Source organism: Pseudomonas sp. Marseille-QA0332 (assembly GCF_054950175.1).
Window position 1 is genome coordinate 3335791 of the sequence record NZ_CM143106.1, and the last position, 24065, is coordinate 3359855.

Below are 24065 nucleotides of genomic sequence, written 5' to 3' on the forward strand. Positions count from 1 at the left end.
TTCGATCAATAGAAAGCCTGGATCCCTGTCTGGGCGCGCCCGAGAATCAGCGCATGCACGTCGTGGGTGCCTTCATAGGTGTTCACCACCTCGAGGTTGACCAGATGGCGAGCGACGCCGAACTCATCGGAGATACCATTGCCGCCGAGCATGTCGCGGGCCATGCGGGCGATGTCCAGCGCCTTGCCACAGGAGTTGCGCTTCATCATCGAAGTGATCTCCACGGCTGCCGACCCTTCGTCCTTCATTCGGCCAAGACGCAGGCAGCCCTGTAGGCCAAGGGTGATTTCCGTCTGCATGTCTGCCAGCTTCTTCTGGATGAGCTGGTTCGCAGCCAGTGGCCGGCCGAACTGCTGGCGATCCAGGGTGTATTGCCGAGCGGTGTGCCAGCACGCTTCCGCCGCGCCCAGCGCGCCCCAGGAAATGCCATAGCGCGCGGAGTTGAGGCAAGTGAACGGCCCCTTGAGCCCCCTGATTTCAGGAAAGACGTTTTCTTGCGGCACGAACACATTGTCCATGACGATTTCACCCGTGATCGAAGCGCGCAGCCCGACCTTGCCATGAATTGCCGGCGCAGCGAGCCCCTCCCAGCCTTTTTCCAGGATGAAGCCACGAATGTCCCCGGCGTCGTCCTTGGCCCAGACGACGAACACATCGGCGATGGGGCTGTTGGTGATCCACATCTTGCTACCGGAAAGACGATAACCACCGTCGACCTGCCTGGCCCGGGTGATCATCGATCCGGGATCGGAGCCATGGTTCGGCTCGGTCAGGCCAAAGCAGCCGATCCACTCGCCCCTGGCCAGTCGCGGCAGGTAGCGCTCCTTCTGCTCCGGGCTACCGAACTCATGGATGGGCACCATCACCAGCGAAGACTGCACGCTCATCATCGAACGATAGCCGGAGTCGATGCGCTCCACTTCCCGGGCGATCAAGCCATAGGAAACATAGCCGAGCCCGCTGCCACCATATTCTTCAGGGATGGTTGCGCCAAGCAGGCCGACCTCGCCCATTTCCCGAAAGATGGCAGGATCGGTCCGCTCATGGCGGAACGCTTCCAGTACACGCGGTGCCAACTTGTCCTGGGCGAACTGGAAGGCGCTATCGCGAACCATGCGTTCTTCGTCGGTGAGCTGCTGATCGAGCAGCAGCGGGTCGATCCAGTTGAAGCTTGCCTTGCTGGCCATGGGCACGGTCCTCGGTATCGTTGAACAGGAACTGCATCGATCCTAGTGAGGGATGACGTATCGAACAAACGAGGATTACGCACGCACGAGTGAGCTTCACTCACTCCGCAAGGACTAGAATCCAAGCTTTTCCCGCCTACATAGTGAGGTTGCATGACATGCGTCGAAACATCCCCAGTACTACCGCACTGATCTGTTTCGAAGCGGCCGCGCGCCACGAGAGCTTCACCAAGGCCGCCAACGAGCTGGCCCTGACCCAGGGCGCGGTGTGTCGCCAGATTGGCGGCCTGGAGTCGTTCCTGAATGTAGAGCTGTTCCGTCGTACGCATAGAGGCGTGAAACTCACCGAAGCTGGCCTCTCGTACAGTCGCCAGGTGGCGGCGCAACTGGATGCGGTCGAGCGGGATACCTTGTCGGTCATGCGCCAGCAGGGCGCCAGCAGTCTCGAGCTGGCGGTCGTGCCGACCTTCGGCACCCAGTGGCTGCTACCACGACTGAAGGACTTCCAGAGGCGCCATCCCGAGGTCACGGTCAACCTGACCAATCGCACACGGCCCTTTCTTTTCGCCGATACCGTCTTCGACGCCGCCGTCTATTTTGGCGACGGCGACTGGCCAGGCACCCATGCCTACCGGCTCATGGGCGAAAGCCCGCTGCCCGTCTGCAGCCCTGGCCTGCTGGCAGGAAACGAAACGCTGAGCGCCGCATGCATCGGCCAGCTTTGCCTGTTGCAGCAAGCTACGCGCCCCTATGCCTGGCGACAGTGGTTCGCCAGCCAGGGCCTGAATGTCGCCCTGGACATGACAGGCCCGCGTTATGAACTATTCTCGATGCTGGCACAGGCGGCCACGCACGAGATGGGCATCGCGCTGATCCCGCCTTTCCTGATCCAGCGCGATCTCGAAGAAGGCAGGCTGGTCATCGCCAACCAGCATGCCCTGCTCAGCTCCAAGGCGTATTACCTGATGATCCCCGAGCGCAAGATCGAATCGGCTTGCTTGCAGGCGTTTCGAGATTGGCTGATCGCACAAGCCGGCCAATATCGGTTGGACAGCGATGGCGGAAAAGCTCAGTAAACAATTTTAAACACCTTGGAATCAGCCATGCAGTCGCCCGGAGATACGTCATCACTCATCGTACAACCTGAGCTGAGCCCTGGATTGCGAAGGCTTCGCGGTCATTTGCGACGCCCACGATTGCAATCACGCTATCGCTCTTAAAATTTCCGTTTTTTCTTTTACTCTCCGTAACGCCCAGGCTTGACGGGCTGCGAAGTCATGACTGCGACGCACAACTACAAAAGGTCACCGCAGGAGAAGAGTCGTGCATATTGGTGTCCCCCTGGAAACACATCACGGTGAGACGCGGGTTGCGGCAACCCCGGAAACCATCAAGAAACTGGTCGGACAAGGCCATCGGGTCACCGTGCAGCGCGGGGCAGGGCTCAAGGCGAGCATTCCCGATGGCGCCTACGAGGCTGCGGGCGCCTTGCTGGGCAGCGCGGCCGATGTCTTCGGCGCTCGGCTGATACTCAAGGTGGTTGCGCCAGATGACCAGGAACTGGCGCAGATCGACAGCAACGCCGTGCTGGTAGGCATGCTCAATCCTTTCGACAGCGAGCTGATCGGCAAGATGGCCGAACGCGGCATCACTGCATTCGCCCTGGAGGCCGCGCCACGCACCTCCCGGGCGCAGAGCCTGGACGTGCTCTCGTCCCAGGCCAACATCGCCGGCTACAAGGCCGTGCTGCTGGCGGCACATCACTATCCACGCTTCATGCCGATGCTGATGACCGCCGCCGGCACCGTGAAGGCCGCTCGCGTGCTGGTTCTCGGCGCGGGCGTGGCCGGTCTCCAGGCCATCGCCACCGCCAAGCGGCTGGGCGCGGTCATCGAAGCCTCGGATGTACGCCCGGCGGTGAAGGAGCAGATCGAATCGCTTGGTGCCAAGTTCATCGACGTTCCCTATGAGACCGATGAAGAGCGCCAGTGCGCCGAAGGGGTGGGCGGCTACGCACGCCCCATGCCGGCCAGCTGGATGCAGCGCCAGGCCCAGGCCGTCCACGAACGCGCCAGGCAAGCCGATATCGTCATCACCACCGCGCTGATCCCCGGACGCAAGGCGCCGATCTTGCTCGGCGCCGAAACCGTCGCGCAGATGAAGCCCGGCTCGGTGGTGATCGACCTGGCCGCTGCCCAAGGCGGCAACTGCCCGCTGACCGTCGCCGACCAGGTCGTGGTCGAGCACGGCGTGACCATCGTCGGCCCGACCAATCTGCCGGCGCAACTGCCAGCCGATGCCTCGGCACTGTATGCACGCAACCTGCTGGACTTCTTGAAACTGCTGTGCGGCAAGGACGGTGAACTGCTGATCAATCTCGAAGACGACATCGTCGCGGCCTGTCTCATGTGCCGCGACGGACAAGTCGTGCGCAAGAACGGCTAAGGAGCACGCCAATGCAAGACATGCTGATTTCCGATGGTATCTACAACCTGATCATCTTCGTGCTGGCCATCTACGTCGGCTACCACGTCGTCTGGAACGTCACTCCAGCGCTGCATACGCCACTGATGGCCGTGACCAATGCGATCTCGGCCATCGTGATCGTCGGCGCCATGCTCGCCGCCGCCTTGACCATCACGCCGGCCGGCAAGCTGATGGGCACGCTGGCCGTGGCCCTGGCCGCGGTCAACGTGTTCGGCGGCTTCCTGGTCACGCGCCGCATGCTGGAAATGTTCAAGAAGAAAACCAAGGCCGAGGGGCAGAAACAGCCATGAGCATGAATCTGGTCACGCTTCTCTATCTGGTTGCCTCGGTGTGCTTCATCCAGGCCCTCAAGGGGCTGTCGCACCCCACCACGTCACGTCGCGGCAACCTGTTCGGCATGCTCGGGATGGGTATCGCCATCCTGACCACGGTCGGCCTCATCTACAAGCTGGGCGCGGAACTGGCCAGCGCCGGCATCGGCTATGTGATCGTCGGCCTGCTGGTCGGAGGCAGCGCTGGCTCGATCATGGCCAGGCGCGTCGAGATGACCAAGATGCCCGAACTGGTCGCCTTCATGCACAGCATGATCGGTCTGGCGGCGGTATTCATCGCCATCGCGGCAGTGCTCGAGCCCCAGTCGCTGGGCATCGTCGCCAGCATGAGCGATCCGATTCCCACCGGCAACCGCCTGGAACTGTTCCTCGGCGCGGCCATCGGGGCGATCACCTTCTCGGGTTCGGTGATCGCGTTCGGCAAGCTCTCTGGCAAGTACAAGTTCCGCCTGTTCCAGGGCGCACCGGTGCAGTTCGCCGGACAGCACAAGCTCAACCTCATTCTCGGCCTGACAACCATCGCCCTGGGCCTGCTGTTCACCTTCACCGGTCACTACAGCGCCTTTACCCTGATGCTCGTGCTGGCGTTCATCATGGGTGTACTCATCATCATTCCGATCGGCGGGGCCGACATGCCGGTGGTGGTATCCATGCTCAACAGCTACTCGGGCTGGGCAGCCGCGGGTATCGGCTTCTCGCTGAACAACTCGATGCTGATCATCGCCGGTTCCCTGGTCGGATCCAGCGGTGCGATCCTTTCGTACATCATGTGCAAGGCCATGAACCGTTCGTTCTTCAACGTCATACTCGGCGGCTTCGGCGGCGATGTCGATGCCGGCTCGGCGCAGCGGACGAAAGAGCAACGTCCGGTCAAGTCCGGCTCGGCAGACGATGCCACCTTCCTGCTGAGCAATGCCGACAGCGTCATCATCGTGCCCGGCTATGGCCTGGCGGTCGCCCGCGCCCAGCATGCCCTCAAGGAACTGACCGAGAAGCTGACGCACAACGGCGTTACCGTCAAATACGCGATCCATCCGGTGGCCGGGCGCATGCCTGGACACATGAACGTGCTGCTGGCCGAAGCCGAGGTGCCCTACGACCAGGTGTTCGAGATGGAAGACATCAATGCCGAGTTCGGCCAGGCCGACGTGGTGCTGGTGCTTGGCGCCAACGACGTGGTCAACCCTGCGGCCAAGAACGATCCCAAGTCGCCGATCGCCGGCATGCCCATCCTCGAGGCGTTCAAGGCCAAGACCATCATCGTCAACAAGCGCTCCATGGCCAGCGGCTATGCCGGCCTGGACAACGAGCTGTTCTATCTGGACAAGACCATGATGGTCTTCGGTGATGCCAAGAAAGTGATCGAGGACATGGTCAAGGCCGTCGAGTAGCCAGCACGGGGCGCGGGGCGGCGCGTTTCGAGCGGGGCATTCGACCTTGGTCGCGGGACGGGGAAGGGCGAAATCACTAGACTGCGCATCTAGCTTGAGTAGCCTGAGATAACAATCCATGTATCGTGATCGAATTCGCTTGCCCTCCTTGCACGGCAAGGTCATGAGTGCGGCTGATGCCGCTGGCCTGATCCAGGACGGCATGACCGTCGGCATGAGCGGCTTCACCCGCGCTGGCGAGGCCAAGGCTGTTCCCCACGCACTGGCCGAGCGTGCCCGGCAGACACCGTTGAAGATCAGCCTGATGACCGGCGCGAGCCTGGGCAACGACCTGGACAAGCAACTGACCGAAGCAGGGGTCCTGGCGCGGCGCATGCCGTTCCAGGTCGACAGCACCTTGCGCAAGGCCATCAATGACGGCCAGGTGATGTTCATCGACCAGCACCTGTCCGAAACCGTCGAGCAACTGCGCAACCAGCAGCTCAAGCTGCCGGACATTGCGGTCATCGAGGCCGTGGCGATCACCGAGCAGGGGCATATCGTGCCGACCACTTCGGTGGGCAACTCGGCCAGCTTCGCCATCTTCGCCAAGCAGGTGATCGTCGAGATCAATCTCTCGCACAATGCCAACCTCGAAGGCCTGCACGACATCTACATCCCGACCTATCGGCCTACCCGCACCCCGATCCCACTGGTGAAGGTGGACGATCGAATCGGTAGCACGGCGATCCCGATCGACCCGGCCAAGATCGTCGGTATCGTCATCAGCGAGCAGCCTGACTCTCCTTCCACGGTCCTGCCGCCTGACCACGAGACCCAGGCCATCGCCGACCATCTGATCGGCTTCTTCAAGCGCGAAGTCGAAGGCGGTCGCCTGACCAACCGGCTCGGCCCACTTCAGGCAGGCATCGGCAGCATCGCCAATGCGGTCATGTGCGGGCTGATCGATTCGCCGTTCGAAGACCTGACCATGTATTCCGAAGTGCTGCAGGATTCGACCTTCGACCTCATCGACGCTGGCAAGCTGAGCTTCGCCTCGGGCAGCTCGATCACCCTGTCCAGCCGCCGCAATGCCGACGTCTTCGGCAACCTGGAGCGCTACAAGGACAAGCTGGTGTTGCGTCCGCAGGAAATCTCCAACCATCCGGAGGTGGTGCGTCGACTGGGTATCATCGGCATCAACACGGCCTTGGAATTCGACCTGTACGGCAACGTCAACTCGACCCACGTCTGCGGGACCCGCATGATGAACGGCATTGGCGGCTCCGGCGATTTTGCCCGCAATGCGCACCTGGCCATCTTCGTCACCAAGTCGATCGCTAAGGGCGGTGCGATTTCCAGCGTGGTGCCAATGGTCAGCCATGTCGACCACACCGAACATGACGTGGACATCCTGGTGACCGAGCAAGGCCTGGCAGACTTGCGTGGCCTGGCGCCTCGCGAGCGCGCCCGCGCGATCATCGACAACTGCGTGCATCCGGACTACCGCGAAGCCCTGAACGACTACTTCGCACGCGCCTGCGAACGCGGCGGCCACACGCCTCATCTATTGCGCGAAGCCCTGTCGTGGCATGAGAATCTGGAAATCTCCGGCCGCATGCTGGCCAGCTGATTGACCGGTGGTCGTCAGGCGCAACGCCTGACGACCAGCCGCTTCCGAAATCATAGAACTGTGCTACTGTACCGGTGATTTTCATCACCTCTTTTCAGACTCCCTCCCTCGACAGCCCTCAAAATGCACCATATCGGTGCGGACCAGTACAGTTCTGCCAATTTCGAGTGCAACAGTGCCTATAAACAGTTAACTGGAGCAGTGCTTTGCTTGCGAACTGTATCTACTGTTGTGGACGGCAGAAGAGGATGATTGGCACCAGTTGAAATCACTTACTCGATGCCGCCACAAGCGGAAGGATGAAACATCATGGAACGTACCCTCAGTTCCGGTCTGGTCTTCGAATCCCACACCCAAGAATCCACCACTTCGCTGCCACTGCGCGCCCTGTCTGCCCTCCTGCTGTGGCAGCGCCGCGTTTCCAGCCGCCGTCAACTGGCTCGACTGGACGCTCGTCTGCTGGCTGATGCCGGTATCAGCGAAGCCCAGCGCCAGGAAGAGCTGAGCAAGCCCTTCTGGCGTTGATCAGGCCAACCGGTCCTGTACCGGTGCTTGAACTCCGAAACCCGTCGCGGGCAACCGCGGCGGGTTTTTTTTGCCATGATGAAACAGACGGCCATACATCTGACCATAACAGTTTCATAGAAAATTAAAATGACCAGTACAGAGCTACCACCTGGCTTGTCCTTGCTTCCCTGGGCGCGGGCGCATGGTACGCTTGGCCGTGCTGGACAGCGGAGCGTACCGCATGGCCATGCCTGTGTATCATTCATTCAATAGACCTGCAGGAGCTCATCGACCATGTCCCGTTCCCACCTGTTCGGCGCAGCGCTGCTGCTGACCCTGGCCGGCAATGCCAGTGCCTCCAGCTTCATCGTCACGACAGACGCGGTCGTCGACGCGGTCGCGGCGTCCACCAATGCCACCTCCGACGCCACGTCCTCGCTGCGTGACGACAAGATCGTCCAGGCCGCCCGTGACGACGCGGCAAGCTTCGTCGGCAGCCACGGTGGCATTCGCGGCGCCAGGCTGGAAAGCGCCCTGGTGCACATCCGCCAGCAACTGCCGGCCCTGCAGGCGAGCGACGCCCAGCTGGCCCAGGCTATCCTTTCGCTCTGAGCCGTGCCGTCCCACCGCTCCCCTGGCAAGCCGGGGCAGCGGCCAACCTTTCCTGACCAAGCCCACTGAACGTCCCATGCGTCATCTGTTTTTCCTGTCACTCCTGCTCGTCATGTTCGATAGCGCCCAGGCGATGGATGCCGCCACCCAGGGCCTGGTGGTCTCTGGCTACGCGACCAGCCAGGTCACCACCGGCCCGTTCGACGACAAGCGGGTCCGCCAGGCCCGCGACGATGCCGCACTGTTCGTCGCCAGCGCTGGCCAGATCCGCGGGGCACGCCTGGAAGCCGCGCTCGAGGCGCTGCGTCAGGCCAGCCATGGGCAATCGGCCAGCGACCTTGAACTGGCGCAGGCGATTCTCGTCCAATGACCACTTTCCACTCCCTGTATCGTTCGGAGATGCTCCATGCGTAAACCGCTGATCGCCGCCACCCTCGGCTTCCTGCTACTGGCCGAAGTGGCCCAGGCGCAGACCCTGGTGGCCACCAGCAACATCATCGTGCGTGCCTTTGCCCGCTCGATCGACTTCACCTCGGATACCACTACCTCCATACGTGATGCCAAGGTCGTGCGTGAAGCCCGTGACGATGCGGCAAGCTTCATCGCCAGCCGCGGCGACATTCGCGCAGCCCAGCTCGAGGCTGCCTTCGGCGCGTTGCGCGAGCGCGTTCCCGAGGCGCGCAATGCTTCCGACCAGGCATTGGCCGAAGCCATCCTCGCACTGTGATGTCCCTGCGTGCCTGGCTGCTCGGCTGCGCCCTGACGCTGCTCGGCACGCCCGCCTTGGCCGACCTGCAGCTGGTCCTGCTACCTGCAGGGCTGGATACCTCGCAGCGCCAGGCTTCCCAGGCGCTGCTCGACGAAGCCCTGGACAAGCTGCCACCCACCTTCAGGCAGCGACTCGATCGCAGGATCGAGGTCAGCTGGAGCGCAGGCATGCGCTCTGATGCCTATGGCCAGGCTTCCCCGGTAGCCACGCTGGAACTCAATCGACGCCTGCTGCCCAGCCTGGTGGATGGCAGCGCCGCCCAGGAGCGAACCGGACGCTCCCATGGCACCGTGCGCCAGGAACTGTTGGCCACGGTACTCCACGAACTCACCCATATCTATGATCGAGCCCGGCTCTGGCCGCAGGACCAGCGCCGCCTGATCAATCAGTGCAAGCGCCAGCATGGCAGCCTGGGCGATGTCGGCCTGCCGCAGGCCTGCCGCGGCCAGACCAGCCGCCGCTTCACGCTCAGCGACGACCCACGCCTGCTCGACCTGGCAGGCTGGCCCCAGGCTGTCGGCCAGCGCGGCGAGCGCGAGCAGCATAACGGGCAGGTCGCTCGCAGCCCGGACAGCTACGAACTCAGCAGTCCCAAGGAATTCATTGCGGTCAACATGGAATATTTCCTGCTCGACCCCAGCTACGCCTGCCGGCGTCCGGCCATGAACCAGTACCTCAAGGCGCATTTCGACTGGACGCCGAGGCAGGCGAACTGCGCCAAGGGCCTGCCGTTTCTCAACGCAGGCAACGACTTTGCCCGCGAACCGCTGGGCCAGATCGATCCGGAGCGGGTCTATGCGGTCGACTACCTGCTGGCAGAGGCCAACCAGAACTGGGCAAGCCGCTGGGGCCACAGCATGCTGCGGCTGGTCATCTGTGCCCCCGGCCGCCCGCGTGGGCCGGCCTGCCGCCTTGACCTGGACCAGCACCTGGTGCTGTCCTATCGCGCGTTCGTCAACGACGTCCAGTTGTCGAGCTGGGACGGCTTGATGGGCGCCTATCCCTCGCGCCTGTTCGTATTGCCCCTGGGCCAGGTGATAGACGAGTACACCAAGACCGAGTTGCGCAGCCTTGCCTCCGTTCCGCTCACGCTGACCCGCCAGGAGCTGGAGAACCTGGTCCGCCAGGCCGCCGAAATGCACTGGAGCTACGACGGCAGCTACTATTTCCTCTCCAACAACTGTGCCGTGGAAACCCTGAAGCTGCTTCGCAGCGGCACCGGCAATCCCCAGCTGGGCGACCTGGACAGCATCATGCCCAACGGCCTGCTGGAAGTGCTCGAAGCCCGCGGGCTGGCCGATACCAGCGTACTCGACGACCCTCGCGAGGCACTGCGCCTGGGCTATCGCTTCGACTCCTACCGTGATCGCTATCAAGCCATGTTCCAGGTCCTGCGGCAGCAGTTGCCGATCAGCCAGAGCGCCGTGGAGGATTGGCTGGCGCTCGATGCCGAGGAGCGCCGACAATGGTTCGAGCGCGCCGACCTGCGCACCAGCGCCGCCTTGCTGCTGCTCGAGCAGGCCAGCCTGCGACGTCAGTTGCTGCTGGCCCAGGACGAAGTGAAGCAGCGCTACCTCAATGCCCAGGCGCTCGAGGATGGCACTGTCGACCAGGCCAACGCTGCCTTGCAGCAGATCCTAGCCAACAGCGGTTTCCTCAGCCGCCCCGCCGAACTGCTGCCCGATACCGGTTATGGGCTGCCGCAACAGCAGGAGCGCACCACCCTGGAAGCGCTCAGTCGCGAGCGCCAGGCGCAGCTCAACCGCATGAGCAACAACCTCGACAAGGAAATCCGAGCCTTGCTCGAACCGGCACGCGCCAACGCGATCGCCGCGGTCGAAACCAACATACGCCAGATCGGCGAACACCTCAGGGCGTTGCACAAAGCCTCTGGCGGGTTGCAACTGCCTTGAACACGGGTTGACTTTGCGGGCGTCTATGCCACTATTTCGCCGCTAAAAAATGGCTTAGGGGTCTGTACGAAAAATCGCCGAGCGCGCTCAGGCATGCTTCGTACGAGGCCTCGGTCATTTTCCGGGTGGTTTCGCCAGTGCCCGGCTCGAACTTATCTCTCTACACGTCGGCCTGCCAATCGCTGCACCTGGCCGGACATGGATGATCATTGGCTAGGTGGCAGAAATGAACGGAGTTGGTGACGACCAGCAATACGCCTGGTCGTTCGAAAGTCAGCACTGGGTACAGGACGCCCATGGCCATTTCACCTTGCAGCAGGTTCATGGCCAAGCGGTGGAAGCAGGCCAGGACCTGGACTTTCTCGTCGGAGCCCGCCTCTCACTCGATGGCACGGGCTTTTTGCCTGCAGCCTTCAAACATTGCCCGAACACTGGCCAGCCCTTGCCGCCAGTCGCTGCCACGCCTCGACGCCAGTGGCTGCCGCCCTATGGGACTGGTAGCGCTCGTCGCGTGGTCGATGCCGGCTGCCGGCTCGAAGCCGCAGAGGCGACACTGGGTGCTCTGCTGCATGGCATTGGCGCAAGCCCCCAGCGCAATCTCAATGACCACTGCAGCCAGATCGTCGCGCCACGCAGCAACGGCCTGAATTTCCTGGTGGCCAATCTCGGCGGCCACCGCGAAGCCCTGTTCGCCCTCGATCGCGAGGGTGGCCTGTTTCTCTGGCAGGCCCGGGCAGGGCAATGGCGCACGCTGTTACCTGAAACCTTGCCGATTGGTCGTACTCACCTGCCTTCCTGGGCTTGGGGCGTGGCCTTGCGCAGCGCAGGCCAGCAACAGCGGCTGGTCCTGGCAGGCGCAGAAGGCGCCTGTGAAGTCGAGGTCGAGCCGGTGGCTGGCAGCTACCGCCTGGACAGGTGCGCGGGCAGGGCGCTAGGCGCACCAGGCAACCTCGAAGGTCGGACTTTTGTCGCCCAGCGCTTGCCTGATGGCCGGCCAGTGGTGATCGAGCGCACGGCCGAAGGCTGGCAGAGCCATCCTATCGATGCCGCCGACGAGTTGCTCGACACGCTCGCCGCGCCAGTGTCCCAGCCTTCCGCCCGACGCCTGCTATGGATCGGCCGTCACGGCTACCTCAGCCTGCGCCTGGGCGAGCAGGTCAGTGCCCAGTGGTTGCGCTGGCCGGAGCATACCCAGGCACAACCGGAACATGGTCCACCGTTCGAGGATGGCTACGGCACCTGGCAACAGCTGCTGGAGGAGGGCGGGCAGCAGTATTGCCTGCGGCTGGACTCGGACGAACGCAGGGAAGTCCGCGGGTCGCGTCTTGGCACCGGCCACCTGAGCTTCAAGTTCAGGGCGCGACTGGATGCCCCATGGGCAGAGAACGATGAGTACACCAACCCTGCCACACGCGACGTGGTCTATCCGTTCATCGAATTCAGCGACACTCGCTATCTGCTTTCCTTCTGCGTCAAGGACACCTCGGGCCTGCAGAAACTGTTCGACAACAGCCAGCCGATCGACACCGAATACCGTCTCGAACGTATCGGCGAACCGCCGTTGAGCCTGTTGCTCAAGGTCGCCCAGCCCTGGAATGCGCAGTGGTTCTTCTTCGACAACGCCTTGTGGCTGTATATCGACTCGACGGGAGTGCTTTACCGATGGACCGCCTGATCCGCCTTCTGTGCAGCGCTGCGCTGTCTTTCCTCGGCCTGGCCGGCATGAGCGTTCAGGCCGACGATTTGCGCCAGGTGCTTCTGGTGCAGAATTCAGGCTGGATGGAGCCGTTCTACCTGGACCCGACTTCCACCTTCAAGCCACTGGTCAGCCAGCTGGCGGCGACGGCCGCCGGCGATGGAGAGGTGGTGATCGGTGCTTTCAACCAGGCCGACAGCCAGCATCCGTCTCCGCAGTGGACCTACCGCGGCCCCGGCACCCATGCGCGCCTGGCTGAAAGCGTGCAAGCCTTGCAACTGGCGCGCAAGGCCAGCGGCGCCTATGCCGACACCGACTTCAAGGAGGCCTTGCTGGCAGCGATCCAGACCGGTCTGGAAGGACGCGAGGGCATCATCTGGCTCATCACCAACAACAAGAACAGCCCTAACAACGACAGCCAGACCCAGGCCAGGAACCGCGAGTTCTACGACTTGCTGCACAAGGAAGCGGTAATCACGCGCATCGCTGCCTTCGCGCAGAAGATGCCGGTCAAGAGCAGCAACTTCAGCGCCAATGGCCTGATGATCTATGCCATCGCCTACGGCGAGAAAGCCGGCATCGCGCTCGAGCAGGTCCTGGCCCAGCCCGCCTTGGCGGCCCTGCTCAAGGACGACCGGGTGCGTCTAAAGCCGCTGACCCAGGCCGCGGTCCGGTTCATCCCCACCGGGGTCAAGGACGCCCCCGACGTCAGCGCCTCGCTGGCTTCGGACCAGCAGACCCTGGTCCTGGACATCGATGTCGATGGCTCGCCCAAGACTGCCGTGCTGGTCGGACGCTTCGAGAACCAGTTCAACCCCTACGAGATTCGCTCGGCCAAGGTCTCGCTGCACCTGGACGTGCCAGGCGAAGCGCTGCAGTCGGCGATTTCCACCCAACGCCTGACGAACCTGCAACCTGGCGCGCGCTCCGACGAACTGGACATCAGCCTGCAGTTGCCAGCCCTGCCGTCGCAGTGGTCCAGCGAAGTGCTCATGTCCAGTGGTTACCAGCGCACTGGAGCCATCGAGATTCACCTTGATGACCAGCGCTTGCAGATCTCCCGGCAATTCATCGAGCGCATGAACGAACTCTTCCCCAACGACGCGCTGCCGGATGTGTTCATTCCATCGAGCGAAGCCAGCTCCTCTTCCACCCGATTGCCGATCGTGCTGCAGGTCAACTACCCGCTCGGCCCGGTCATGCTCCTGCTCGGCCTGCTGATCCTCGTCCTGCTCGGCGCCTTGTTGGCCTTCGCCGTGCTGGCGGGCAAGAAGCCGGTGACGGTCCTGGTGGAAGGCGTGGCGCACACGTATCCGCTCAAGCCGTTCACCCGCGCCACGGTCTACGACGATCGCCAGAACAAGGTCGCCACCGTCAGGCGCGGGCTGTTCGGCCCGTCCCTGGAAAAGCTCGCCGGCGATGTCGCCGTCCGTCTCAAATAACCTTAGGAAATCCTGGAACCTGCGAAATGGCCCAAACCAGCTCACTGCCAGCCCCTGTAGAAAGCCAAGCCCCTGCCACCACCAGCACCTCGACCCTGAGTGTCCCTGCGCAGGTCCTGGACCTGGGGCCAAAGAAGGTCGACAGCCGTGACGCCCTGATTGGCGTCGCCGTCCTGCTGGTGCTGGCCGTGGTGTTCTTCGTGATCAAGAACGCCTACGCCAACTGGCGTGTGCGCGAGCGTGTGGCGCCCAGCCGGGCCAACGCCTCGGGCTGGTTCCTGTTCCTCGGCCTGTTGATGGTCTCGGCCATGGCCGTGTTGGCGGTGATCAACGCCGGCCAGTTCCTCACGCCGCTGTACCTGGCGCCCCTGGCAGGCGTCGCCGGTATCTCGCTGGTCGCCTGGCTGATGACCTTCTCGGCCAGGCGCTGAGACCGGCACAGGCCCCAGGGCCGGCCCGCTCGTCATGCACGCGCTCAGCCAAGCCTGTCGCCAGCCTTCGCCTCGCGAGACGAAGGCCGTTGCGCAGGCTTGCCTGGAGCGAACGGCATCACGGGCGCGCTGGCCGTTACAACCCGATCCAGGGACAAGTCTGCCGGTTTGCGCCGGCCAGTCCCGCCAGGACTCATGGAGTTCACGATGAACGATCAAGCACACGTTTCCACCCCATCGGCACCCAACGCGGTTAGCGAAAAGATCCACCCGACCCTATTCATCGCCTTGGGCGGCACGGGCATGAAGGTCAATATCCGCCTGCGTCGGCGGATCCTCAACGCCATCTGGGGTGGCAACAACCAGGTACGGCAGATTGCCGACTTCCCCTTGGTGCAGTTCGTCAACTTCGACCTGGACGCCGGGGAAGTCACCCAGGACGGCAAGTCGGTGAAGACCGATGTGCTGGCCGAACAGGTGGCCTTCACCTCCGAGGAAAAGATCATCGAGCCGCTCAACCTGAGCAAGTACACCCACTCGATGGACGAGCTCAACCGACACCGTGAAGTGGCCCAGTGGTTCCCGCTGACCCCGGACAAGATCCGCGCCCTGGGTATCGACCCTTCCAAGGGCGCCGGGCAGATCCGTGCGCTGTCGCGCCTGTATTTCTTCGACAAGTACCCAGTGATCCGCGACAAGCTGCGCGACAAGGTCGGCCGCCTGCTGAGCAACATTGGTGGCAATGCCGACAAGCTCAAGAAGCTTGGCCTGGAAATCGATCCCGGCAAGATCCGCATCGTCATCTGCGGTTCCGCTGCAGGGGGCACGGGCTCAGGCTCGTTCCTCGACATGGGCTACCTGGCCAAGGCGATCCTCAAGGAGCACAACATCGCCGGCAAGGTCGACCTGTTCTTCGTCCTGCCCGGTGGTTTCCATGCGTACAACACCGAGCGCGTCCAGGCCAACGGCCATGCGGCGCTGATGGAACTGGAAACCTGCATGCGCGGCAATCGCCTGGTCCGCCACTGGGATGCCACCGACAACCTGTTCATCGACAACCGTCCGTACGACGATGTCTACATCATCGACAACAGCAACGTCGCCCAGGCCAAGACCAGCGAGCAGGAAGACGTCTACGAGATGCTCTCGGACGTGCTGTTCACCGATTTCACCTCCCAGGACTTCGCCAACAAGAAGCGGTCGATCGCGGTCAACCAGAACCAGCACAAGATCCGTTCCTATACCGTGCGACTGCCGCAGGATTATGGTGACGACACCGAGCTGCGCTTCCCCTGCGCCTATTCCTCGGTGGGCCAAGCGGTGCTCGACACGCAGATCGACGCGCGGCGCAACGTTCGCCTGAGCCGCCAGGTACAACAGATGCTCAAGGCCTTCTTCGGCATCGCCAACAGTGGCCTGAACGACAATCGCCCCACCGATCGCGAACGTGACGATTTCCTGCGCGAGCAGCTCGACATCACCCCACGGACCTTCACCGAGCTGCCCGATTTTCTCTCGCGTGTGGAGCTGACCTTGGCCACTGGCGAGTTCACCCACTACCAGCTGGCCGATGACCTGCTGCTGGTCGAAGGCGACAACAGCATCACCGCGCAGATCGAGCAGAAGGTCGAGACGCTCTTCGAGCGTCTGCACAGCAGCGGTGCCGACAAGGACCAGTGGCTGACCCATGTACGCGAGATCCAGCAGCAGCTCGAGCGCGATACCAAGGGCAACAGCGTCGACAGCGCCGAGCGCAACCATGAAGTGCGCATTCGCGAAAACCGTGTCCGTCGCCTGGCCGAACTGGTCCGCGAGGATGCCTTGCCGGAAAAGCTCTTCCGGCGGTTGGACGACGACGAGCGCGGCGGCCTGGACTATACCCTGGCGCTGGTGGAAATGCTCAAGGATCGTCTGGAAAACGAAGGCAGCGGGATCATCCCGGCCCTGGAAAGGAATGCCGCGCGCTTCAGGGAACTGGCCGAGAAGCTCGAGTCCTCGGAGCTGGGCCGCGAGTTCGAGCGGCTCAAGGAGACCACCGGTGGGGGCCTGATGGCCCGGCTCAGTGGCAAGGAGAAACAGGCCGATACCGTGCTCGCCCAGGTCAAGGACACCCTGCGCGACAGCCTGCTCTTCTACGTCCGCTTCGTTGCCGCGCGTGAAGCGGCGCAGTTGCTGCGCGACGTCTCCGAGTGGCTCGGTCGCAAGGAATCGGTCGACCAGAACGGTCGAGCGGTCTGGAACGGCTTCGTCGGACGCCTGCAGGACGGCCGTAACGCCGTGGATCAGCTGCTGCGCCGGATCGAAGGCGATATTGAGAAGATCGATGCCAGCATCAAGGAAAAGCACGCCACGCTGATTCCGCTGGCGCAGGTGCAAGGTGGCGAGGAGCAGCCTGTCGATTCCCAGCAGGTGCGCGAATGGGCCAAGGAGGCCTTCAAGGATTTCGGCGGCTCCAGGACGCTGTTTGCCAAGTTGCAGGACGAGGAGGGCCAGGAAGAGCTGTTGGCCAAGCTGCGCAACAAGGCCGTACAACAGCTGCCGCGCCAGCCGCAAGGCACCGACCCGTTGCTGACCGCCCTGGCGGCGTTGACCCCGGACGAGCAGCGCGACAAGTTCCGCCAGCTGCTGCAACGCGCCATGCCATGGGCACCGCTGAACCTCAACGGTGGTTTCGGCATCGCCAAGGATCGCTATACCTGCCTGGTAGGTGTCAACGATGCCGCCGAGTTCAAGCGTACCTATGGCGCCATGCTCGGACAGTGCCTGCCCCAGGGCACCGGGCTGACCGCCGGTCAGATCCAGTTCGTCGAATCGGGCGTGCCGGGCAAGCTGATCTGCTTCACCGAGCTCAGCGGCTTCCCCCTGCCAGCACTGACCCCGCTACCGACCTACCTGGCCAGCTACCGCAAGGAAAGCGCTACCATTCCGCTGCACAGTCACAAACGCATCAGCCAGTTCGTGCAGCCGATCCAGTTCACTCAGGAGCAGTACCGCCAGTTCGCCGAGGACTTCAAGCTGTACCTGCACGCCGTCGCCCTCGGCGTGCTGCGACGCACCCAGAACGATCGCTACGAGTTCATGATCGACCAGGACTATTTCACGGTGGGCGACGAGTTCGCCATTCGCCAGAACGGCCTGAACCAGTTGCAGCGCAAGGACATCGAGGATCAGCTGCGCAAGCGTTACGAGCAACTGCGCTGCGTAGAGCAACTGGCTGGCATGGTGGCGTTGTTCGACGACATGCGCCGCAGCACCTACAAGCCACAGGTGCGCCATGACGAGATCGGCGTCTCCTCGCTGTACCAGACCTTCCCCTACAAGATCGCCGAGCTGCTGAAGAACGAGTACGTCAGCCGTCTCGAACGCCAGGCTCCCGAGCAGGCCGAGCGCCTGGCGGAACAGGCACGCCAGTTGCTCGAGCAGTTCACCGATGTGATCCCCGGTTCGCGTGCCGATGTGTACAGCGACGAAGTGCATGACCAGCACACCGAGAAGCGCACCCTGCGCAAGGCGTTCTTCGACAGCGCCTGGGTCCAGGCGCTGTACCAGCCGGCGGCCGCCGCGCCCGGCCTGGCACCACCGCCACCACCGTCGGCGCCGGGCATCGTACCGCCGCCAGCGATGGCGGCGCCACAGTACAGCTATCACCTGAACGTGGCGGGCAACAACTATGGCCCGTATACCTTCAGCCAACTGCAACAGTACGTGCAGAGTCAGCAGGTCACTCGCCAGAGCATGCTATGGCGCGAAGGAATGCCAGCCTGGCTGCCCGCCGAGCAGATACTCGAACTCGCCGCCCTGTTCGCCCCGCTCGCGCCTGCAGCGAGCACGCCGCCCCCGGTCACGCCGGTGGCGCCACCACCCCTGAACTGAGCGAGGCTGGCCGTCTATGTCCGCATCCGCCAAGACACCGGCGTACCCGCTGGAGTGCAGCAATGCCGCTTGCGCCGAGCGCCTGCAGGGCCCTGTGCGCTTCTGCCCATACTGTGCCACCCCCCAGGCGCCGATGGCGGCCCCGCTAGCCAGTGCCCCGGCAGCGCCTGTCAGCCCTTCACCGACCAGGTCCGGAGCGGCAGCCGCAGCCACGCCACGGCCGGCTGTCGAGCAGCCAACGGCTGCTGACGCGGGTGGTGCCAGCGCGCCTGGACAGGTAGCCACGCCAACCCCAGTTTCGGCTCCAGCTCCAGCCCCAGTGATGGCCGAAGCCCCTGCCAAGCCGCGCGGGCGGGGGCGCCAACTGGCCTTGGCGGCCCTGGTCCTGGTCTCGATTGGCGGTTATGCCGCCTACCAGGCAAGGGCAGGCAAGGCCTTGCAGCAGTTCGAGGCAGACCTGGCGGCAGGTCAGGCGTGCCTGCGAAGTGAACGCTTCGACTGCGCCCTGGACAATGCCGGACGCGCCCTGGGCATCGACAGCAAGGATCCTCGCGCCATCAGCCTGTTGCAGCGTGCCCAAGCTGGCCTGGAGCGCCAACAGCGCCAGCAGGACGCCAAGGCTCAGGCAGCCGCCGTTGCCAAGGCTCAGGCTCGGGCTCAGGCCGCCGCCGAGCAGGCACGTCAGGCTGCGGCCGAGCAGGCGCGCCGCGATGGCCAGGCACGTGAACTGGCCGAGCAGCAGCGCCTGGCCAGCGAACGCACCAAGGCCAGCCAGGCCAAGGCCTTGCAGGAACTGCTCGACCAGCAGGCCGAGGCCAACCGCAAGCAACAGCAGCACCTGGAGCGCCAACGCCAGGCCCAGGCCCAGGCCACGCCGCCGGCTGCCCGCCAGGCCAAGGCACCGATCAATCCAGGCCTGGTCGGCCAGCAGCTGTCACAGGCCCGCAACGCCCTGGCCCGACGCGATGCCAATGCTGCCCGAGCCCTGGCCAGTGCTGTCCTGCGGCAGGATCCGAGCAATCGCCAGGCCCAGAACATCCTGCGCCAGGCCGAGCAGCTGCGCAGCCAGCGCCAGGGCGCCTCATTCGATACGCCCAAGGCCCTCGGCGGCGTGATCATCGAATAGATCGCCGCTTGCCGTCTCGCCGGCCTCGCCCGGCAGATGCTCGTCCAGGTGCAGCCAGGGCAGGCGGCTGTCGGTCCAGATATGCCGGCGCGGTCTGACCCGCTCGGGCTGGTCGAGCGTGGCGACGGTGATGTCGACCGTGTCCGGGCTGTGCCGGGTCATCAACGCCACATGTGCTCCGCAGTCGCCACAGAAGTAACGGCTGCAGCTCGGCGGAGCGATATGGCAGCGTGGCGTGCCCTTGAGCCACTGGAAGCCCGCGCGAGGCAGGCTCAGCCAGGTGACGACCAGTCCGCCACTGACACGTCGGCAGATCGAACAGTGGCAATGGGCGACGTCCGACGGTTCGCCTTCGAGCCGATAGCGCAGGGCACCGCAATGGCACCCTCCTTCCAGAACTTCAGACATAGCGTTCCTCCCATCGCTTTAGCCGGGCGAAAGCTGGGTGAAAGCTTTCGCCAATAGGATAAAGACACCGCCGGCGTAAGACCGGTCAGCCAGATGCTCGGAAATTTCCTAGGTCTGGCCCAATCAACAACAACAATGGTGATTCCGATGCTTTTCTGTGCCCGCCTGCATGCCCTTGCCCTCCTGCGTCTCCACGCACAGCGCCTGACGCGCTGACCCGCCCGAATCGTCCAACCTTTCGCCGCGCCTCGCCTGGAGTATCGCCATGCTGACCTTCCTCGGCTTTGCCATGGTCGTCACCTTCATGTACCTGATCATGAGCAAGCGCCTATCGGCCTTGATCGCCCTGATCCTGGTGCCCATCCTGTTCGGCCTGTTCGGCGGCTTCTCGGCCGAGATCGGTCCGATGATGCTGCAAGGCATCAGCAAGCTCGCGCCCACCGGGGTGATGCTGATGTTCGCCATCCTTTATTTCGCCCTGATGATCGATTCGGGGCTGTTCGATCCTGCCGTGCGCAAGATCCTCAAGCTGGTCAAGGGCGACCCGCTGAAGGTCTCGGTCGGCACCGCGGCCCTGGCCCTGGTCGTCTCGCTCGATGGCGACGGCGCCACCACCTACATGATCTGCTGCGCCGCCATGCTGCCACTGTACAGCCGTCTGGGCATGAGCCCAAGGATCATGGCTGGCCTGATCATCCTGGCCGGCGGGGTGATGAACATGACGCCTTGGGGCGGGCCGACGGCCCGGGCAGCCAGCGCCTTGCATGTCGACCCCTCCGAGATCTTCGTACCGATGATCCCGGCGATGGTCTTCGGCGTGGTGGCGATCCTGGCCATCGCCTACTTCTATGGCAAGCGCGAGCGTGCCCGGCTGGGCGAGCTGCACCTGCCCACCGATGACATCGACCACAGCGAAATCAGCGTATCGCAGTTCCCCGAGGCCCGGCGGCCGAGGCTCATCTGGTTCAATGCGGCCTTGACCCTGGCACTGATGACTGCCCTGATCGCCGGTGTGCTGCCGCTGCCGGTACTGTTCATGATCGCCTTCAGCATCGCCATGATCGTCAACTACCCGTGCCTGCAGCAGCAGAAGGACCGCATCGCCGCCCATGCCGGCAGCGTCCTGGCGGTCACCGGGCTGATCTTCGCCGCCGGCATCTTCACCGGCATCCTGTCCGGCACCGGCATGGTCGATGCCATGTCCAACAGTCTGCTGGCGATCATTCCCGATGCGCTGGGGCCTTACCTGGCGGTGATCACCGCGATCGTCAGCATGCCATTCACCTTCTTCATGTCCAACGATGCCTTCTACTACGGTGTGCTCCCGGTCCTCTCGGAAGCGGCCGCGCACTACGGGATCAGCCCGGTGGAAATGGCACGGGCCTCGATCGTCGGGCAACCGGTTCACCTGCTCAGCCCGCTGGTACCATCCACCTACCTGTTGGTCGCCCTGGCCGGCATCGAATTCGGCGATCACCAGCGCTTCACGCTCAAATGGGCAGTGCTGGTGTGCCTGTGCATAATGTTCGCCGCGTTGCTGATGGGGATTTTCCCGCTGTTCAGTAGTCTGTAATACAACGTACCGCCTAACCGCCAGGCTCCGGACGCACGGGGCTTGGCCTCATCGTTCGAAGGAATAGACATGGAATGGCTGACCAGCCCGGAAATCTGGGTTGCCTTTTTCACACTGACGGCGCTCGAGATCGTCCTTGGCATCGACAACATCATCATGATCTCGATCCTGGTCAGCCGCATGCCCAAGCACATGCAGCCGCGCACCCGGATCTTCGGCCTGGCCCTGGCCATGGTCACGCGCATCATGCTGCTGCTGTCGATCACCTGGGTCATGCGCCTGACGGCGGACCTGTTCGTCGTCCTCGGCCAGGGAATTTCCGGTCGCGACCTGATCCTGTTCTTCGGCGGCCTGTTCCTGCTCTGGAAAAGCTCGCAGGAAATCTTCCATGGCCTGGAAGGCGAGGAAGAGTCCACGGATGAACCGAAAGGGGCAGGAGGCAAGTTTCTCTACACCATCATCCAGATCGCCATCATCGACATCGTGTTCTCGCTGGACTCGGTTATCACTGCGGTGGGCATGGTCTCCCACGTGCCGGTGATGATCGCCGCGATCATCGTCGCGGTACTGGTGATGATGCTGTGCGCCGGGACCATCGCCGACTTCATCGACAAGCACCCGTCGCTGAAGATGCTGGCGCTGTCGTTCCTCATCGTGGTGGGCACGGTACTGATCGCCGAGTCCTTCGACGTGCATGTGCCCAAGGGCTACGTGTACTTCGCCATGGCCTTCTCGCTGGCAGTGGAAGCCATCAACATCCGCATGCGCACCGCCATGGCTCGCAAGAAGGGCCAGGAGCCTGCCGCGGTGAAACTGCGCAAGGATAACGCCGGGCGTTGATGGCTGGCGCCTGGCGCAACGGACTGCCCCGCGGTTCGTGCCGGGCGCGGCAGCGCCCCCTTGCGTCGCGGTCCGGCTGGCGCCCCGGCCGGCGAGCGACTACAGCTTAGAACAGGCATCCCCGGCACCTGTCGCCAGGCAAGCGTCGAGGATCTTTGCTTGCGGCCACGCCAGGAGGGCTCTGGGTAATGCTGACGCTGCTCGATCTGTTGTCCGCCGTCGCCCTGCTGGTCTGGGGCACGCATATCGTGCGCACCGGCATCCTGCGCGTGTATGGCTCGAACCTGCGCCGGGTACTGGACCGCAACATGGGCCGGCGTCCGCTGGCATTCGTCGCCGGTATCCTGGTCACCGCCCTGGTCCAGAGCAGCAATGCCACCGCCATGCTGGTGAGTTCGTTCGTCGGGCAAGGCCTGATGACGATGACGCCCGCGCTGGCGATCATGCTGGGCGCCGATGTCGGCACGGCGTTGATGGCTCGGATCCTGACCTTCGACCTGTCATGGCTGTCGCCGCTGCTGATCTTCCTCGGGGTGATCTTCTTCCTGTCGCGCAAGCAGACCCGCGCCGGGCAGCTGGGGCGTGTCGGCATTGGCCTGGGGCTGATCATCCTGGCCCTGCAACTGATCGTCCAGGCCGCAGCGCCAATCACCCAGGCGCAAGGAGTGAAGATCCTGTTCGCCTCGCTGACCGGCGACCTCTTGCTCGATGCGCTGGTCGGCGCGCTTTTCGCCCTGGTTTCCTACTCGAGCCTGGCCGCGGTGCTGCTCACCGCGACCTTGGCCGGCGCGGACGTCATCAGCCTGCCGGTGGCCATCGGCCTGGTCATCGGGGCCAACATCGGCAGCGGGCTACTGGCCTTTCTCACTACCAGCATGCAGAACGCCGCCGGTCGACGGGTCGCTCTGGGCAGTTTGCTGTACAAGCTGGTCGGGCTGTTGCTGGTGATGCCGGCACTGGATCCCCTGGTACGCTGGATGGGCACCTTGCCCTTCAGTGCGCAGGAGCTGGTGATCGGCTTCCATCTCTCCTACAACACCCTGCGTTGCCTGCTGTTGCTGCCAACCACCGGGTCGATGGCCAGGCTCTGCCAGACGCTGCTGCCGGAGCGCGAGCCAGCCAATGGCCAGACGCGACCACGCCACCTCGACCCCGCTGCCCTCGACACACCCAGCCTGGCGCTGGCCAATGCCATGCGCGAGACATTGCGCCTGGGCGATATCGTCGACACCATGCTCGACGGCCTGCTCAATGCGCTGCGTGGCGTCCAGTCGGCGCTCCCCCAGCAGATCCGTGTCCTGGGCGAAGACGCTGAAGCGCTGTACAACGCCATCAAGCTCTACCTGGCCCGCATGCCACGGGAGGACCTCGCCGAGCAGGACAATCGCCGTTGGGCCGAGATCATCGAACTGGCCATCAACCTCAAGCTCGCCAGTGACCTGATCGAGCGCATGCTGCGCAAGGTGCAGCAGCAGAAAACCGCGCAACGACGCGAATTTTCCCAGGTCGGCCTGCAGGAACTGACCAGCCTGCAGCAGCAGTTGCAGGCCAACCTGCGTCTGGGCCTGTCGGTATTCATCAGCTCCGACCCCCAGGGCGCCCGCCAGCTGCTGCGTGAAAAACGCCGTTTTCGCGCGCAGGAACGACGCCTGGCGCACGCCCATGTCAGCCGCCTGCAACGCAAGATCCCGCAGAGCATCGAGACCAGTTCGCTGCACCTGGAGCTGATCGCTGACATGAAACGGTTGAACTCTTTGTTCTGCAGCAGTGCCTATGTGGTACTGGGTGGCTCGGACACGGGCGGGCTGATGCTCGATAGCGTGCCGGATGAAGCCCGCCTGCCTTGAACGCGTCCCTGACGCAGAC

At 63.6% G+C, this 24065-nt stretch carries 20 protein-coding genes; 18 read left to right on the forward strand and 2 right to left on the reverse strand.

All coding sequences use genetic code 11. The features are described 5' to 3' along the window. Positions 1-5: 5 nt before the first annotated feature. On the reverse strand, positions 6-1187 hold the full coding sequence (locus ACY8GK_RS15355; RefSeq protein WP_462401574.1) for an acyl-CoA dehydrogenase: 1182 nt from the start codon (positions 1185-1187) through the stop codon (positions 6-8). A 158-nt stretch (positions 1188-1345) separates the two neighbouring features. On the opposite strand from ACY8GK_RS15355, the gene ACY8GK_RS15360 reads away from it, so the two are divergent. The 15 genes from ACY8GK_RS15360 (at position 1346) to ACY8GK_RS15430 (ending at position 19378) form a co-directional block, all read left to right on the forward strand. Continuing rightward, positions 1346-2263, forward strand: a complete 918-nt coding sequence (locus ACY8GK_RS15360; RefSeq protein WP_196181632.1) for a LysR family transcriptional regulator — start codon at positions 1346-1348, stop codon at positions 2261-2263. A gap of 247 nt (positions 2264-2510) precedes the next feature. After that, positions 2511-3632, forward strand: a complete 1122-nt coding sequence (locus tag ACY8GK_RS15365; RefSeq protein ID WP_462401575.1) for a Re/Si-specific NAD(P)(+) transhydrogenase subunit alpha — start codon at positions 2511-2513, stop codon at positions 3630-3632. 11 nt (positions 3633-3643) lie between these two features. Next, positions 3644-3964 carry an NAD(P) transhydrogenase subunit alpha part 2 gene (locus tag ACY8GK_RS15370; RefSeq protein ID WP_196181630.1) on the forward strand — a complete coding sequence of 107 codons (321 nt, stop codon included), beginning with the start codon at positions 3644-3646 and terminating at the stop codon, positions 3962-3964. Continuing rightward, complete coding sequence (locus tag ACY8GK_RS15375; RefSeq protein ID WP_196181629.1) at positions 3961-5397, forward strand: NAD(P)(+) transhydrogenase (Re/Si-specific) subunit beta; 1437 nt, start codon at positions 3961-3963, stop codon at positions 5395-5397. The genes ACY8GK_RS15370 and ACY8GK_RS15375 overlap by 4 nt, the downstream gene beginning before the upstream one ends. Positions 5398-5515: 118 nt before the next feature. Next, complete coding sequence (locus ACY8GK_RS15380; protein ID WP_196181628.1) at positions 5516-7009, forward strand: acetyl-CoA hydrolase/transferase family protein; 1494 nt, start codon at positions 5516-5518, stop codon at positions 7007-7009. A 309-nt stretch (positions 7010-7318) separates the two neighbouring features. Then, positions 7319-7534: a DUF1127 domain-containing protein gene (locus tag ACY8GK_RS15385; RefSeq protein ID WP_196175579.1), complete on the forward strand. Its 216-nt coding sequence runs from the start codon at positions 7319-7321 to the stop codon at positions 7532-7534. A 276-nt stretch (positions 7535-7810) separates the two neighbouring features. Next, a complete protein-coding gene (locus ACY8GK_RS15390) occupies positions 7811-8128 on the forward strand; it encodes a DUF2388 domain-containing protein (RefSeq protein ID WP_196175577.1) in 318 nt (105 codons plus the stop codon). A gap of 76 nt (positions 8129-8204) precedes the next feature. Further along, positions 8205-8498: a DUF2388 domain-containing protein gene (locus ACY8GK_RS15395; protein WP_196175575.1), complete on the forward strand. Its 294-nt coding sequence runs from the start codon at positions 8205-8207 to the stop codon at positions 8496-8498. Between the two features lie 36 nt (positions 8499-8534). After that, on the forward strand, positions 8535-8855 hold the full coding sequence (locus tag ACY8GK_RS15400; RefSeq protein ID WP_196175573.1) for a DUF2388 domain-containing protein: 321 nt from the start codon (positions 8535-8537) through the stop codon (positions 8853-8855). Further along, complete coding sequence (locus ACY8GK_RS15405; RefSeq protein ID WP_462401576.1) at positions 8852-10810, forward strand: DUF7844 domain-containing protein; 1959 nt, start codon at positions 8852-8854, stop codon at positions 10808-10810. The genes ACY8GK_RS15400 and ACY8GK_RS15405 overlap by 4 nt, the downstream gene beginning before the upstream one ends. A gap of 226 nt (positions 10811-11036) precedes the next feature. Beyond that, complete coding sequence (locus ACY8GK_RS15410) at positions 11037-12485, forward strand: hypothetical protein (RefSeq protein ID WP_462401577.1); 1449 nt, start codon at positions 11037-11039, stop codon at positions 12483-12485. Continuing rightward, on the forward strand, positions 12473-13948 hold the full coding sequence (locus tag ACY8GK_RS15415; RefSeq protein ID WP_462401578.1) for a hypothetical protein: 1476 nt from the start codon (positions 12473-12475) through the stop codon (positions 13946-13948). Before ACY8GK_RS15410 ends, ACY8GK_RS15415 begins: the two co-directional genes overlap by 13 nt. Before the next feature lie 26 nt (positions 13949-13974). Next, on the forward strand, positions 13975-14379 hold the full coding sequence (locus ACY8GK_RS15420; protein WP_196175565.1) for a hypothetical protein: 405 nt from the start codon (positions 13975-13977) through the stop codon (positions 14377-14379). 207 nt (positions 14380-14586) lie between these two features. Beyond that, complete coding sequence (locus ACY8GK_RS15425) at positions 14587-18252, forward strand: tubulin-like doman-containing protein (protein WP_196175563.1); 3666 nt, start codon at positions 14587-14589, stop codon at positions 18250-18252. Positions 18253-18574: 322 nt separating this feature from the next. Further along, a complete protein-coding gene (locus tag ACY8GK_RS15430) occupies positions 18575-19378 on the forward strand; it encodes a hypothetical protein (RefSeq protein WP_462401579.1) in 804 nt (267 codons plus the stop codon). Here ACY8GK_RS15430 and ACY8GK_RS15435 read toward each other — a convergent pair. After that, the gene (locus tag ACY8GK_RS15435) at positions 19334-19786 is read right to left on the reverse strand and encodes a GFA family protein (protein WP_196175559.1); all 453 of its coding nucleotides are present in this window, start codon (positions 19784-19786) and stop codon (positions 19334-19336) included. The two genes, ACY8GK_RS15430 and ACY8GK_RS15435, sit on opposite strands and share 45 nt — an antisense overlap. Positions 19787-20051: 265 nt before the next feature. Between ACY8GK_RS15435 and ACY8GK_RS15440 the strand changes: the two genes are divergently transcribed. The 3 genes from ACY8GK_RS15440 to ACY8GK_RS15450 all read left to right on the forward strand — a co-directional run bounded on the left by ACY8GK_RS15440 (position 20052) and on the right by ACY8GK_RS15450 (position 24046). Continuing rightward, positions 20052-21359 (forward strand): CitMHS family transporter, encoded by a 1308-nt coding sequence (locus ACY8GK_RS15440; RefSeq protein WP_196175557.1) that lies wholly within the window; start codon positions 20052-20054, stop codon positions 21357-21359. 69 nt (positions 21360-21428) lie between these two features. Next, entirely contained in the window at positions 21429-22199 is a 771-nt protein-coding gene (locus ACY8GK_RS15445) for a TerC family protein (RefSeq protein ID WP_196175555.1), read from the forward strand. A gap of 188 nt (positions 22200-22387) precedes the next feature. Next, positions 22388-24046 carry a Na/Pi cotransporter family protein gene (locus ACY8GK_RS15450; protein ID WP_462401580.1) on the forward strand — a complete coding sequence of 553 codons (1659 nt, stop codon included), beginning with the start codon at positions 22388-22390 and terminating at the stop codon, positions 24044-24046. The last annotated feature ends 19 nt before the right edge of the window (positions 24047-24065 follow it).

Bases quoted from the DNA above. Each gene is read 5' to 3' on its own strand.
- ACY8GK_RS15355 (WP_462401574.1), bottom strand. From the start codon at position 1,187: ATGGCCAGCAAGGCAAGCTTCAACTGGATCGACCCGCTGCTGCTCGAT.
- ACY8GK_RS15360 (WP_196181632.1), top strand. From the start codon at position 1,346: ATGCGTCGAAACATCCCCAGTACTACCGCACTGATCTGTTTCGAAGCG.
- ACY8GK_RS15370 (WP_196181630.1), top strand. From the start codon at position 3,644: ATGCAAGACATGCTGATTTCCGATGGTATCTACAACCTGATCATCTTC.
- ACY8GK_RS15375 (WP_196181629.1), top strand. From the start codon at position 3,961: ATGAGCATGAATCTGGTCACGCTTCTCTATCTGGTTGCCTCGGTGTGC.
- ACY8GK_RS15380 (WP_196181628.1), top strand. From the start codon at position 5,516: ATGTATCGTGATCGAATTCGCTTGCCCTCCTTGCACGGCAAGGTCATG.
- ACY8GK_RS15385 (WP_196175579.1), top strand. From the start codon at position 7,319: ATGGAACGTACCCTCAGTTCCGGTCTGGTCTTCGAATCCCACACCCAA.
- ACY8GK_RS15390 (WP_196175577.1), top strand. From the start codon at position 7,811: ATGTCCCGTTCCCACCTGTTCGGCGCAGCGCTGCTGCTGACCCTGGCC.
- ACY8GK_RS15395 (WP_196175575.1), top strand. From the start codon at position 8,205: ATGCGTCATCTGTTTTTCCTGTCACTCCTGCTCGTCATGTTCGATAGC.
- ACY8GK_RS15400 (WP_196175573.1), top strand. From the start codon at position 8,535: ATGCGTAAACCGCTGATCGCCGCCACCCTCGGCTTCCTGCTACTGGCC.
- ACY8GK_RS15410 (WP_462401577.1), top strand. From the start codon at position 11,037: ATGAACGGAGTTGGTGACGACCAGCAATACGCCTGGTCGTTCGAAAGT.
- ACY8GK_RS15415 (WP_462401578.1), top strand. From the start codon at position 12,473: ATGGACCGCCTGATCCGCCTTCTGTGCAGCGCTGCGCTGTCTTTCCTC.
- ACY8GK_RS15420 (WP_196175565.1), top strand. From the start codon at position 13,975: ATGGCCCAAACCAGCTCACTGCCAGCCCCTGTAGAAAGCCAAGCCCCT.
- ACY8GK_RS15425 (WP_196175563.1), top strand. From the start codon at position 14,587: ATGAACGATCAAGCACACGTTTCCACCCCATCGGCACCCAACGCGGTT.
- ACY8GK_RS15430 (WP_462401579.1), top strand. From the start codon at position 18,575: ATGGCCGAAGCCCCTGCCAAGCCGCGCGGGCGGGGGCGCCAACTGGCC.
- ACY8GK_RS15435 (WP_196175559.1), bottom strand. From the start codon at position 19,786: ATGTCTGAAGTTCTGGAAGGAGGGTGCCATTGCGGTGCCCTGCGCTAT.
- ACY8GK_RS15440 (WP_196175557.1), top strand. From the start codon at position 20,052: ATGCTGACCTTCCTCGGCTTTGCCATGGTCGTCACCTTCATGTACCTG.
- ACY8GK_RS15445 (WP_196175555.1), top strand. From the start codon at position 21,429: ATGGAATGGCTGACCAGCCCGGAAATCTGGGTTGCCTTTTTCACACTG.
- ACY8GK_RS15450 (WP_462401580.1), top strand. From the start codon at position 22,388: ATGCTGACGCTGCTCGATCTGTTGTCCGCCGTCGCCCTGCTGGTCTGG.